The sequence below is a fragment of the Bradyrhizobium sp. genome, from assembly GCF_030693485.1.
Lineage (GTDB): Bacteria > Pseudomonadota > Alphaproteobacteria > Rhizobiales > Xanthobacteraceae > Bradyrhizobium.
This window is the reverse complement of sequence record NZ_JAUYAN010000316.1, coordinates 1-12,032: the sequence shown is the minus strand read 5'-3', so window position 1 is coordinate 12,032 and position 12,032 is coordinate 1. Positions and strand designations below refer to the sequence as shown.

Sequence of the window (12,032 nt, the reverse complement as noted above, 5' to 3'; positions counted from 1 at the left end):
GCGGTTTACCGAACTCGGGCTCGACGTAGCGCCCCGCGCGCAGCAGACGCCGGAAGGCCTCGCCGCGTTCCAGAAAGCCGAGATCGAGAAATGGTGGCCGATCATCAAGGCGGCCGGGATCGGCGTGCAGGCGCAGTGAGGATGGCGACGGCAGCAGTCTTACCGTTACGATGGGCGGCAAGAAGGTCCCACGGTCCATGAGCCATGAAGATTTTGATCGGGAAAAACGCACTTCTCGCTAAGAAGCTGTGGCGCGAAACCGTTAGCGTAGAAAAATCCGAGATAACCCGACTCGCGGTAATGGCGGACTACAGCGGGAGCCGGACAGGTTCATTTCAGCGATGGTCCCGGAAAACAGCGAGCCTGCGCTTCCTGATAATTGATGCTGGAGAAACCCAACTGACTTTGGACGCATTCCAGGACGTTGGGTTCGGACACGCTTTGGCTTGGCTCAAGGAAAGCGATTGGGATGTTGATAGTGCCGTCGAGCAAGCATTGGGAACCCCCTTATTCGCGTGCCAATTTCGGCTTTTCAGCGGTACTGACCGAATTTTGAACATTGCACGCGGGTAGCCGCGTCGACCGCGACCCACGAATTTATGGTTAGCAAAACGTTTAGATCCGCTGCATCGCGCGGTGGCCCGTGCAATCTATTACGGCCTTGCGGGCGCTTAACCTTTACGCGTCTTTAATGGCAGCGACGTAGGGTGCCTGTTGCGCGGCTCCGGATGGGCGGCGTCACCGCCCAGAACGGCCGGTCGAGTACGTGTACGCGTCGGAGTATATGATGGATATCGCTACCCTGCTTGGCTTGGTCGCCGGCGTGATCGTACTATCTACGCTGATCCTGATGGGTGGCGACTTCCGGATGTTCTACGACATCCATGCCGTCATCATCATCTTCGGCGGCTCGTTCGCTGCTACGCTGATCCGGTTCCCGATGTCGGCGATGCTCCATGGCTTGCCGCTCGGCGCCAAGCTCGCCTTCCAGCTGAGCAGCCTTTCGGCGCGCGACCTGGTCGACGAACTGGCCCGCATCGCCGAGATCGCGCGCAAGCAGGGTCCGGTCGGCCTCGAAAAGGTCGAAACCAGCGAGCCGTTCCTCGCCAAGGGGATTCGCTACGTCGCCGACGGCTATGATCTGGAATTCATCCGCGACAATCTCGAGCGCGACCGTGATAATTTCCTGCTGCATCTGAACGAAGGTTCCAAGATCTATCGCGCCATCGGCGACTGCGCGCCGGCCTTCGGCATGATCGGCACGCTGCTCGGCATGGTTCAGATGTTCTCGAACATGTCGGATCCCTCGAAGCTCGGTCCCTTCATGGCGGTGGCCCTGCTGGCGACGCTGTACGGCGCGCTGGTGGCGAATCTGATCTGTCTGCCGATCGCCGACAAGCTGCATGGCCGGCTGATCGACGAGGAAACCAACCGCACGCTGATCATCGACGGCATCCTGATGATCCGCGATTCCAAGAGCCCGACGCTGGTGCGCGAAATGCTGCTGGCCTATCTGCCTGAAAAACATCGTCACGAGGAAAGCGAACTGGTTCCCGCTTGATCAACGGCGACATACAGGCGCGGACATAGAGCATGGCCAAGAAGAAACGCGAAGAAGCACATGGCGGGCACGGCTGGTTCGTGACCTTCGCCGATCTGATGGCCTTGCTGCTGGCATTCTTCGTGATGCTGGTCGCGTTCTCCACCCAGGACTCCGCGAAGCTGAAGGTCGTCGCCGGCTCGATGCGCGACGCGTTCGGCGTGCAGACCGATGCGCGCTATTCCGGAATCATCGAGTCCGATGGCCTGCCGACCCGGGAAAAACTGAAGAACACCGCGCATATTCCGCCCGAGGAAGCCTCCAACAGGCCGACACCGGACGAGAAGGAAAACGCCCGCGCGCAGGGCGCGCGGCTGAAAATCGACCGCGAATTCGCGCTGGCCTCGGCTTCGCTGCGGCAGGCCTTGCAGGACATGCCGGAACTGACCGAAATCTCCAAGCACATCATGTTCGAGGAAACCAATGCGGGCCTCAACCTGGAAATCGTCGACCAGGACGGCCGCTCGATGTTTGCTGACGGTTCCAAGGCGCCGTATGAGCGCACCCGCCGGTTGATCCAGAAGCTTGCCGGCCCGCTCAAGGCAACGCCGCTGCGGATCTCGATCGTCGGACACACTGCGGCGGGCTTCGTGTCGTCGCGAAACGAGTATGGGCCGTTCGACCTGTCGGCGGACCGCGCCAACGCGGTGCGCCAGATCCTCGAATGGGAAGGCGTGCCGTCGTCCCACATCTTCGCCGTCTCGGGCAAAGCCGACGGCCAGCCGCTGTTTCCCGACGATCCGACGCTGTCGGCCAACCGTCGCGTGACCATCACGTTGATGCGCGAAGCTCCGCCGCTGCCCCCTGGCTTGAAGCCATAGCCCGATTCCACTACCAGAATACCGCTTCCTTCTGTGCAGGAGTCGCTTTTGCGGGCGGGTTCTGCACGGCAAGGTGCTAAGGGTAGATCGGTTGACAAGCTTGCCAGGAAGGCGTCGATAGCCGGCCCGGGTCACATCAACGAACAAAGCGTTTTCAGGCATTCATGACTCCCAGCGATCCATCAACCGAAGCCCACGAGGCGGCGCCGGCGACCACCGGCTTTTGGGCCCTGACGCTGGGAAGTATCGGCGTGGTGTTCGGCGATATCGGCACCTCGCCGCTGTACGCGTTTCGCGAGGCCGTCCACGCCGCGGCGCATGGCGGGCCGGTGACGCGCGACATCGTGCTCGGCGTGCTCAGCATGATCCTGTGGTCGCTGTTTGTCGTCGTCACCGCCAAATACGTGCTGCTGTTGCTGCGCGCCGACAATAACGGCGAGGGCGGCACGCTGTCGCTGATGGCGCTCGGTCAGCGCGCGCTCGGCCGCCGAAGCTGGCCGCTGCTGGCGCTGGGCGTGCTTGGCGGCTCGATGTTCATCGCCGATTCCATGATCACGCCGGCGATTTCGGTGCTGTCGGCGGTCGAAGGTCTCAAGCTGGTCACGCCGGCGCTGGTGCCCTATGTGGTGCCGCTGACGGTCCTGATTCTGGTCGGGCTGTTCTCGGTGCAAAGCAGCGGCACCGCCCGGGTTGCGGCGGCTTTCGGGCCGGTCATGATGCTCTGGTTCACCACGCTACTGGTGCTGGGCCTGCTGCATATCAGCGACGATCCCTCGGTGCTGGCGGCGATCAATCCCTGGTATGCGATCCAGTTCCTGTTCTCGCACGGAACCATCGGACTGGTGACGCTGGGGCTGGTATTTCTGGCGGTGACCGGCGGCGAGGCGCTGTATGCGGATCTCGGGCACTTCGGACGCAAGCCGATCCAGGCCGGATGGTTCTACTTCGTGTTGCCGGCGCTGCTGATCAACTATTTCGGCCAGGGCGCGCTGGTGCTCGCCAATCCCGCCGCGATCGAGAACTCGTTCTACCGGATGGTTCCGGAGATCATGCTGATTCCGCTGGTCATCCTGGCGACCGCGGCGACCGTGATCGCCAGCCAGGCCGTGATTACCGGCGCCTTTTCGCTGGTCCGTCAGGCCGTGCAGCTCGGCCTTTTGCCCCGCTTCGAGGTTCGCTATACCTCGGAAACCCATGCCGGGCAGATCTATCTGCCGCGCGTCAACCGGCTGCTGCTGATCGGTGTATTGATGCTGGTGCTGCTGTTCCGCAGCTCGAGCGGATTGGCCTCCGCCTATGGCATCGCCGTCTCCACCACCATGGTCGTGGACGGCATCATGGGTTTCGTCGTGATCTGGAAGTTGTGGAACTGGAAAGCGGCCACGGCTGCTGCGGTGATCGTGCCGCTGATCGTCGTCGACATGACGTTCTTCACCGCCAATCTGCTGAAGCTGTTCGAAGGCGCCTGGGTGCCCCTGCTGTTCGGCCTCCTGATGGCGGGCATGGTCTGGACCTGGCGCCGCGGCGCCGCGATCCTGATCCTGAAGACCCGGCGCATCGAGGTGCCGCTCAATGACCTGATCAAGAGCCTGGAAAAGCGGCCGCCTCACATCGTCAAGGGCACCGCAGTGTTCCTCACCAGCGACCCCAGTTTTGTGCCGACCGCGCTGTTGCATAATCTCAAGCACAACAAGGTGCTGCACGAGCACAACGTGATTCTGACCATCGAGACCGCGCAGACGCCGCGCGTCGACGTCGCCGACCGGGTCCGGATGGAAAAGATCAGCGACAAGTTCTCCACCGTCCGGCTGCGCTTCGGCTTCATGGAATCCCCCAACGTCCCGAAGGCGCTGGTGATCGCGCGCAAGCTCGGCTGGCAGTTCGATATCATGGCGACGTCGTTCTTCGTCTCGCGGCGCTCGCTGAAACCGTCCCCCCATTCGGGCATGCCGCAATGGCAGGACCATTTGTTCATCGGGCTCAGCAAGTCGGCCAACGACGCCACCGACTATTTCCAGATCCCGACCGGGCGCGTCGTCGAGGTCGGGACGCAGGTGATTATCTAGGGCGTTCCAGGCCTCTCCCAAATCGGCTTCCAGCGCTTGATTTTCCCGGCGCGAGAGGCGAGTTTGGCGCCGAAGGGCGACCGCTCGATTTCAGTTGAATTCGCTCGTTGCTCGGAATTTTTGGGAGGATTGTCAGTGGCGGACCAGGGTCATCGGGTGCACGATTTGACGCCGGAAGAGGTATCGAGGGGAATGGCGGAGGGCCGCTATTTGCTGGTCGATGTCCGCGAGACCCATGAGGTTGCCGCGGAAGCCTACCCCGGTGGCGTCGTCGTTCCGCTCTCGAGCTTCGATGCGAAGGATATTCCGGATCCCAAGGGCAAAGAGGTGGTTTTCGCCTGCCGATCCGGCAAGCGATCGGTGACATCCTCGCTGGCGGCGCAGGCCGCGGGCTTTGCCTACGACAAGCATCTCGCCGGCGGGATACTGGGCTGGAAGGCCGCGGGATTGCCGACCAAGAGCGGCGGCTGACATCAGCCATGACGTCCATGAACAAGGTTTTTGCCAATCTGCCCGTCACCGTCTTCGAGGCGATGTCGCAGGCCGCCCGCGACAACAACGCCATCAATCTCGGCCAGGGCTTTCCCGATCATCCCGGGCCCGATGATATCAGGCAGGCCGCGGCGGACGCCGTGATGAACGGCTACAACCAGTATCCGTCGATGATGGGCCTGCCGGAACTGCGGCAGGCGATCGCGGCCCATTACGGGCGCTGGCACGGCCTCGACCTCGATCCGATGACCGAGGTGATGGTCACGTCGGGCGGTACCGAGGCGCTGACCTCGGCCATCCTTGCGGTCGTCGAGCCCGGTGACGAGGTGGTGTGCTTCCAGCCGGTCTACGACTCCTATTTGCCGATCATCCGCCAGGCCGGCGGCATCCCGCGGCTGGTGCGGCTGGAGCCGCCGCATTGGCGGTTGACCGAGGAGGCGCTGCAGGGTGTCTTCAACCACAAGACCAAGGCCGTGCTGTTCAACAATCCGCTCAATCCCGCGGCCGTGGTCTATCCGCGCGAGGACCTCGAATTGCTGGCGCGGTACTGTCAGGAATTCGACACGGTCGCGATCTGCGACGAGGTCTGGGAGCATGTGATCTTCGACGGCCGCGAACATATCCCGCTGATTACCATTCCGGGCATGCGCGAGCGCACCATCAAGGTCGGTTCCGCCGGCAAGATTTTTTCGCTGACCGGCTGGAAGATCGGTTTTGTCTGTGCGGCGCCGCCGCTGTTGCGGGTCGCCGCCAAGGTGCACCAGTTTCTGACCTTCACCACCGCGCCCAATTTGCAGGTCGCGGTCGCCTATGGCCTCGGCAAATCGGCGGATTACTTTCTCGACATGCGCAAGGAGCTGGCGCGCAGCCGCGACCGGCTGACCAAAGGTCTCGAAAGTATCGGCTTTCCCGTGCTCAAATCGCAGGGCACGTATTTTCTCACGGTCGATCTTTCGCCGCTCGGGCTCAACGAGAGCGACGAGGCGTTCTGCAAGCGCATCGTCACCGACTACAAGGTGGCGGCGATCCCGGTGTCGGCCTTCTATGAAGACAATCCGGTGACCTCGGTGGTGCGGTTCTGCTTTTCCAAGAACGATGCCACGCTCGACACCGCGCTGGAGCGGCTGTCGGACGCGGTGCATCGCCGTTAGGAGGACGACAAGGATGCGCCGCCGCTCTTACCTCCCGTTCACCGCAGCAATGGTCGCGGCCCTGGTGGTGTGTTCGATCCCCGCGGAGGCACAGCAGCGCACCGTCAATTTCTACAACTGGTCGAACTACATGGCGCCGGGGGTGCTGGAGGATTTTACCAGGGAAACCGGCATCAAGGTCGTCTACGATACGTTCGACGCCAACGAGACCCTGGAGACGCGGTTGCTCGCCGGAAAATCCGGTTACGACGTCGTGGTTCCCACCGGCTATTTCCTGCAGCGCCAGATCACCGCCAAGGTTTTCACCAGGCTCGACAAGTCGAAACTGCCGAATCTCGCCAACGCCTGGCCGGTGGTGACCGACCGGCTCGCCAACTACGATCCCGGCAACAGCTACGGCGCCAACTACATGTGGGGCACCACCGGCATCGGCTTCAACGTCAAGCAGGCGCAGAAGCTGCTCGGGCCCGACGCCAAAATCGACAGCTGGGATATCGTATTCAAGCCGGAGCATCTCGCAAAATTCAGGGAGTGCGGCATTCACATGCTGGATTCCGCCGACGATATCCTGCCCGCGGCGCTGGGCTATCTCGGACTCGATCCCAACTCGACCAAGGCGGCCGACCTCGACAAGGCGGCCGATCTCGTCAGCAAGATCAGGCCCTATGTTCGAAAATTTCACTCGTCGGAATATCTCGGCGCCATGGCCTCCGGCGAGATCTGCTTCGTGGTGGGCTGGTCCGGCGACATCATGCAGGCGCGAAGTCGCGCGGCGGAAGCCAGGAACGGCATCGAGATCGGCTATACGATCCCGAAAGAGGGCGCGCAGATGTTCTTCGACAATCTGGCGATTCCCGCCGATGCGAAGAACCTCGCCGAAGCCTATGAGCTGATCAACTACCTCTACCGGCCCGACGTCGCGGCGAAAAATTCCGATTTCCTGTCCTACGCCAACGGCAATCTGGCGAGCCAGAAGCTGATTGATCCGAAGATCCTGAATGACAAGAACATCTATCCGGACGAGGCCACCATCCGGAAACTGTTCGTCATCACCGCGCGCGATCCGGCAACCCAGCGTGTCATCAACCGGTTGTGGACGAAGGTGAAGACGGGGAGGTAGGGCTCGCTGTCTCTTCCGTCATTCCGGGATGGTGCGCCAGCACCAGATCCGGAATCTCGAGATTCCGGGTTCGATGCTTTGCATCGCCCCGGAATGACTATGGGGTTGCTACCGCCACCTTCGATGCAGCCACAGCCACTGCTCCGGATATTCGCGGACCCAGCCCTCGACCACCGAAGTGACTGCCTGCATGGTGCCCTGAATGTCGACTTTCCCCTCGGCGTCGCGCACCGGTTTCACTTCTTCTGAAAGTTCCGCGCGAAAGCGGTTGCCGGGCAGGCGGATGATGCGGGTGCCGTGGATCGGGCAATCGACCTGGCGCAGCAACCGCGCCAGCATCGGGTTGGCTTTGGTCTTGCGGCCGAAGAAGGTGACCTCGACCCCGTTGGTGAGATACTGGTCGACCAGCATGGCGACGTGCTGGCCTTTTTGCAGCGCTTCCGCGAGCTTCAGCGGGGCCTCGCGGCCGGCCGGGATCAGCGTGCCCATCTTCACCGCGCGGATCCGCTCGATGGCGCGGTCGGCCGACTGGCTGTTCGGCCGCCGGAACAGGATGGCGGCATCCAGCCCGTGCGCCACCGCGGCCAGCGCCGGCAATTCCCAATTGCCGAGATGACTGGCGAAGATCAGCGCGGGCTTGCCGTCATTCTTGAGCTGGGCGAACAATTCGTGGGTTCGCTGCGGGATTTCGACCCGGCTCTTCTCGGGGCAATTGATGTCGTAATCCCAGATATGGTCGAGATGGGCAAACTCGGCGCCGATGCGGCCGAGATTGTCCCAGACGCCCGCCAGGATCGTCTCGATCTCTTGCGGCGACTTTTCGGGGAAGGCTGCCCTGAGATTCTCGCGGCCGATCCGGTCTTCCCGCAGCCTGGGACCGATCCATCGCAAGGCGCGGCCGAACCGGTTCGCGGTCTTGAACGGATCGAAGAAGCGGGTGGTGCGCAGCATGGCGATCGTCAACGCACCGACGGCGGCGTCGCCCAGCGCCTTGGCCGCGTTACGGAGGCGGAGTTTGGTGCGAAGGACCAGATGGCTCATCTGAACAAGCTGGCCGACCGCTAGATCGGTTCGCGGGTCAGGATCAGCGAAGCGTTCTGGCCGCCAAATCCGAACGAGTTCGACATCACCGCGGTGACCCGCGCGTCGCGGGCGACGTTGGCGACCACATCGAAGGGAATTGCAGGATCCGGAATTTCGTAGTTGATGGTCGGCGGAATCCGCTGATGTTCCAGTGTCAGCAATGAGATGATCGCTTCGACAGCGCCGGCGGCCGAAATGGTGTGACCGATCATCGATTTGTTCGACGACACCGGAATTTGCGTGGCACGCTCGCCGAACACGGCGGAGATGCCGATATATTCCATCTTGTCGTTTTCCGGCGTCGCGGTGCCGTGGGCGTTGATGTGATCGATCTGTTCGGGAGTGAGACCGGCATCGTCCAGTGCCTTGTGGACACAGCCGATGATCGGCTTGCCGTCCGGACTGGAGCGGGTGCGATGAAACGAGTCGGTCAATTCGCCGCAGCCGGCCACGACGCCAAGGATGGTCGCACCGCGTGCCACGGCGGCTTCATAGCTTTCAAGCACCAGCGTACCGGCGCCTTCCGCCATCACGAAACCGTCGCGATTCTTCGAGAACGGCTTGGACGCGCCCTGCGGCGGATCGTTCTGAGTCGACAGCGCCGACAGCAGCGAAAACCGGATCAGGGCTTCGGGGTTCACCGAGCCATCGGTTGCGACCACCAGCGCGGCGTCGGTTTCGCCGCGGCGAATGGCCTCGACGCCGAGCTGGATCGCGGTGGCGCCCGACGCACAGGCCGTCGAGAGCGAAATCGGTGATCCCTTGGTGCCGAATTTTCCGGCGAGATGACCCGCAACCGAGCCGAACATGAAGCGGTGATGATAAGGCGCGAACTTGCCGCCGCCGCTGATCGCGAGCACGTCGTTGACGTCGAAATCGATCTTGCCGACCGCCCGGCCGACTTCGATCCGTTGCGGCCATTCGACCTCGACCGGCGCCACCGCCAGAAACAGCGGTCCCGGAAAATCGCCCTTGCGGCCGATGCCGGACTGCGCGAGCGCTTCCTCGGTGGCGACGTCGGCGAGCCGCTCGGTCAGCGCGGTCGATGAGGACGGTTCGACGGTGACGAAATCAACCGTCCCGGCCATCGTCGACTTGAGGCCGTCGATCGGAAAACGCGTGACTGTGCGGATGCCGGATTCGCCCGCGGTCAGTTTCTTCCAGTTGTCGGTTTTGCCGGCGCCGAGCGATGTGACGATGCCCATGCCGGTAACGACGACGATCGGTCTGCCGAATTTGTCGCGTGGTGCTGTCATGATGTCCCCGTCGATCCCGCGCCGTCTCTACTTGATGGCCTCGACCAGCGCCATGCCCTCGCCCTGCCAGTGCCCGGCCCCGACAACCACAATCTGGGTTGGCGGCTTCGACATTTCAACCTCGAGACCGGTCGGATCATTGGGCGGAAACAACGCCCCGCGCGACAGCGACAACGCCGCCAGCGCGAGGCCCAAAGGAAACTGGGTCTCCATGGTGTGGCCGAACGACGTTCCGGTGGAGCGTACCGGACAATCGGGGTGGTCGCGCAAGAAGGCCTTCTCTTCCGACGTTACCGGGTCGACGCCGGTTGCGCCTGATATCAAGGCACCGTTGTCGCCGACCTTGCCGAGCCTGGACCACATGGCTGCCAGCGATCGCGTCACCGCGCCCGGCTGCTTGCGCTGCGCCAGATCGGTGACGACGTTGGCCAGCCTTGCATAGGGCTTGGCGCCGCGCGCTTCCGCATGCTCCCTGGATTCGATCACCAGGAACACGCCCGCCGAGCCCATGGCGAAGCCGCTGTGCTCGCCCCGCGCCCATACCGGGTCGAACTTGTTCTTGAGATTGAAGTCGCCGAATTCATAGAGGATCATGAGATCCGTGCGCTCGCCATTATGGGCCGCGCCCACCAGCGCGATATCGCTTTGACCGGATTCAATTCGCGCCAGCGCAATTCGCGCCGCATCGATGCTCGCCGCTTCCTCGCCCATGAAGGTGCGGGAAGTTCCCGAGACGCCATGAACGATGGCGATATTGCCGGCCAGCAAATTGGAGAGCTGGGCCAGAAACAGCGTCGGCCGCAAATCGTTCATCAGCCGTTCGTTGAGAAAGGCGGGACTGGAATTGCCCTTCATGTAGGCGTTGAGAATCGCCATATCGACCGGGACATCGCGCTCGCCGCCACCGGCCGCGACGATCATGTCCATTCGTCCGAGGATTTCCTGGTTGCCTTTCACCCCCGCGGAATCCAGCGCAAGCCCGGCGGCATAGGTGCCGATGCGCTGCCAGGCTTCCATCTGGCGCACATCGCCCTTTTTCGGGATCTGCGCGTCGAAGGAGACCGGCGCCAGCGGGTGGACGATGTAGGGCGCGAAGCGCTTTTCATCGACGTTGATGCGGCGCGCCTGGAGGGCGTCCCAATGCGCGTCCAGCCCTTCGCCGAGCGACGAGACGATACCGATCCCGGTGATCCAGGCTTCCTTCGGCTTGTTCATGGCGTCATGGCCTGCAGCGGAAAGCCGATCTCGTTGGCCTTGGCGTCCATGTGCACGCGCAGGGACGGATCGGGGAACGGGATCTGGCGGAAGGTGAGCGTGGCGCTGCACTTCAGTTCGGCGCCGACCCGCGCCTTGGCCGAGGTGACGGCAAAGCCCGAGCCTTCATGCTCGATCTTCGCTTCGATCGTCAACAGCTGGCCGGGACTGACGAAACCCCGCATCTTGGCTTCCTTCACCATCGCCAGGAACGGCATGCGCTCGAACTTGGTAACGCCGAGCAGCAGCCAGCCGGAGCTCTGCGCCATCGCCTCCGTCAGCAACACGCCGGGCATGATCGGGAAGCCCGGGAAGTGTCCCTCGAAGATGGTATGCGCTGGCGGAACCTGGGCCTCGACGATGATCGTCCTGGCCTCGAGGTCGAGCGCGACGATGCGGTCGATCAGCTGAAAATAATCAAGATTCATGGGCTGCGATTAAGCGCCCGCGGTCTTGGCCGCGACCAGTTCGTCGATGCGGGCGGCGAGGTTTTTCAGCACGAAATACTGCTCGGTGGTCGCCTTGCCGTCATTGACCTCCTGGGTCCACTTCTCCAGCGGCATCTTGATTCCGAATGCCTTGTCGATCGCAAACGCGATGTCGAGAAAATCGAGGCTGTCGATGCCCAGATCGTCGATGGCGTGGCTCTCCGGCGTGATCGTGTCGCGCGGGATGTCGCAGGTTTCGGCGATAATCGTGGCGATCTGATCGAAGGTAGAAGACATCATTAAGCCTTTGATATATTGGAGGTAAATCCGATGGCGGCACGGAGTGAGGGCGCGGCGCTCCGGATTGCCTCAGCCCCCGGCCGGAGTCGAGTGCCCGTATATCGGAGCGAGGCCCTGAGTTCAATGGAGCGGGCCGCCAGCGGTGCCGGATTCCCCGGCAAAGCGGCCGGATTCGCGCCGAAAATCCCTGGCGTTTTCGAGCGATGACCTGTCTTGAGGGGATCCCGGACGGGTACCCGGTTCGCGTCAGGAAAGCCTGTCAAAACAAACGACTACGGCCGAGTGCTGAATCAGGAACCGAACAGGCTGATGCTGCGCGGCGTCGAAATCTGGGCGCAGTCGCGCCGTCCCATCAGCACGCAATCCTGGGTCTTGCGCAGGTCCGCGATGCTGATCGCCAGCCATATTCCGATCGCCGTCAGCGCCACGGTGAAGGCGAGGGCGGCGACGTTCGCCAGCAT

General features: G+C 62.6%; 12 protein-coding genes and 1 pseudogene. 8 read left to right on the top strand and 5 right to left on the bottom strand.

The window, feature by feature from the left end; all coding sequences use genetic code 11:
• The 8 genes and pseudogenes from Q8N40_RS23020 to Q8N40_RS22985 all read left to right on the top strand — a co-directional run.
• Positions 1–139, top strand: a pseudogene (locus Q8N40_RS23020) (tripartite tricarboxylate transporter substrate binding protein BugD); the annotation flags it as partial.
• A 65-nt stretch (positions 140–204) separates the two neighbouring features.
• Positions 205–573, top strand: coding sequence for a hypothetical protein (locus tag Q8N40_RS23015; protein WP_305713434.1), 369 nt, complete (start codon positions 205–207; stop codon positions 571–573).
• A gap of 214 nt (positions 574–787) precedes the next feature.
• A complete protein-coding gene (locus Q8N40_RS23010; RefSeq protein WP_305321405.1) occupies positions 788–1,561 on the top strand; it encodes a motility protein A in 774 nt (257 codons plus the stop codon).
• A 32-nt stretch (positions 1,562–1,593) separates the two neighbouring features.
• A complete protein-coding gene (locus tag Q8N40_RS23005; protein WP_305321404.1) occupies positions 1,594–2,421 on the top strand; it encodes a flagellar motor protein MotB in 828 nt (275 codons plus the stop codon).
• Positions 2,422–2,585: 164 nt separating this feature from the next.
• Positions 2,586–4,487, top strand: a complete 1,902-nt coding sequence (locus Q8N40_RS23000; protein WP_305713433.1) for a potassium transporter Kup — start codon at positions 2,586–2,588, stop codon at positions 4,485–4,487.
• A gap of 192 nt (positions 4,488–4,679) precedes the next feature.
• Positions 4,680–4,958 carry a rhodanese-like domain-containing protein gene (locus Q8N40_RS22995; protein ID WP_305322263.1) on the top strand — a complete coding sequence of 93 codons (279 nt, stop codon included), beginning with the start codon at positions 4,680–4,682 and terminating at the stop codon, positions 4,956–4,958.
• An 8-nt stretch (positions 4,959–4,966) separates the two neighbouring features.
• Complete coding sequence (locus Q8N40_RS22990; protein ID WP_305322260.1) at positions 4,967–6,130, top strand: aminotransferase; 1,164 nt, start codon at positions 4,967–4,969, stop codon at positions 6,128–6,130.
• Between the two features lie 13 nt (positions 6,131–6,143).
• Positions 6,144–7,250, top strand: a complete 1,107-nt coding sequence (locus Q8N40_RS22985) for a polyamine ABC transporter substrate-binding protein (RefSeq protein ID WP_371135795.1) — start codon at positions 6,144–6,146, stop codon at positions 7,248–7,250.
• Between the two features lie 108 nt (positions 7,251–7,358).
• On the opposite strand, the gene Q8N40_RS22980 is transcribed toward Q8N40_RS22985, so the two are convergent.
• From Q8N40_RS22980 to Q8N40_RS22960, 5 genes are read right to left on the bottom strand one after another with little or no spacing between them, the layout of a single operon-like run.
• Positions 7,359–8,291 (bottom strand): lipid A biosynthesis lauroyl acyltransferase, encoded by a 933-nt coding sequence (locus Q8N40_RS22980; RefSeq protein ID WP_305713432.1) that lies wholly within the window; start codon positions 8,289–8,291, stop codon positions 7,359–7,361.
• A 20-nt stretch (positions 8,292–8,311) separates the two neighbouring features.
• Positions 8,312–9,589 carry a beta-ketoacyl-ACP synthase gene (locus Q8N40_RS22975; protein ID WP_305713431.1) on the bottom strand — a complete coding sequence of 426 codons (1,278 nt, stop codon included), beginning with the start codon at positions 9,587–9,589 and terminating at the stop codon, positions 8,312–8,314.
• A gap of 27 nt (positions 9,590–9,616) precedes the next feature.
• A complete protein-coding gene (locus Q8N40_RS22970) occupies positions 9,617–10,804 on the bottom strand; it encodes a beta-ketoacyl-ACP synthase (protein ID WP_305713430.1) in 1,188 nt (395 codons plus the stop codon).
• Positions 10,801–11,271: a 3-hydroxyacyl-ACP dehydratase FabZ family protein gene (locus Q8N40_RS22965; RefSeq protein ID WP_305713429.1), complete on the bottom strand. Its 471-nt coding sequence runs from the start codon at positions 11,269–11,271 to the stop codon at positions 10,801–10,803. Before Q8N40_RS22965 ends, Q8N40_RS22970 begins: the two co-directional genes overlap by 4 nt.
• Before the next feature lie 9 nt (positions 11,272–11,280).
• Positions 11,281–11,568, bottom strand: a complete 288-nt coding sequence (locus Q8N40_RS22960; RefSeq protein ID WP_305713428.1) for an acyl carrier protein — start codon at positions 11,566–11,568, stop codon at positions 11,281–11,283.
• Positions 11,569–12,032: the final 464 nt, after the last annotated feature.

Coding starts and splice junctions, on each gene's coding strand:
- Q8N40_RS23015 (WP_305713434.1), top strand. CDS start 205: ATGAAGATTTTGATCGGGAAAAACGCACTTCTCGCTAAGAAGCTGTGG.
- Q8N40_RS23010 (WP_305321405.1), top strand. CDS start 788: ATGGATATCGCTACCCTGCTTGGCTTGGTCGCCGGCGTGATCGTACTA.
- Q8N40_RS23005 (WP_305321404.1), top strand. CDS start 1,594: ATGGCCAAGAAGAAACGCGAAGAAGCACATGGCGGGCACGGCTGGTTC.
- Q8N40_RS23000 (WP_305713433.1), top strand. CDS start 2,586: ATGACTCCCAGCGATCCATCAACCGAAGCCCACGAGGCGGCGCCGGCG.
- Q8N40_RS22995 (WP_305322263.1), top strand. CDS start 4,680: ATGGCGGAGGGCCGCTATTTGCTGGTCGATGTCCGCGAGACCCATGAG.
- Q8N40_RS22990 (WP_305322260.1), top strand. CDS start 4,967: ATGACGTCCATGAACAAGGTTTTTGCCAATCTGCCCGTCACCGTCTTC.
- Q8N40_RS22985 (WP_371135795.1), top strand. CDS start 6,144: ATGCGCCGCCGCTCTTACCTCCCGTTCACCGCAGCAATGGTCGCGGCC.
- Q8N40_RS22980 (WP_305713432.1), bottom strand. CDS start 8,291: ATGAGCCATCTGGTCCTTCGCACCAAACTCCGCCTCCGTAACGCGGCC.
- Q8N40_RS22975 (WP_305713431.1), bottom strand. CDS start 9,589: ATGACAGCACCACGCGACAAATTCGGCAGACCGATCGTCGTCGTTACC.
- Q8N40_RS22970 (WP_305713430.1), bottom strand. CDS start 10,804: ATGAACAAGCCGAAGGAAGCCTGGATCACCGGGATCGGTATCGTCTCG.
- Q8N40_RS22965 (WP_305713429.1), bottom strand. CDS start 11,271: ATGAATCTTGATTATTTTCAGCTGATCGACCGCATCGTCGCGCTCGAC.
- Q8N40_RS22960 (WP_305713428.1), bottom strand. CDS start 11,568: ATGTCTTCTACCTTCGATCAGATCGCCACGATTATCGCCGAAACCTGC.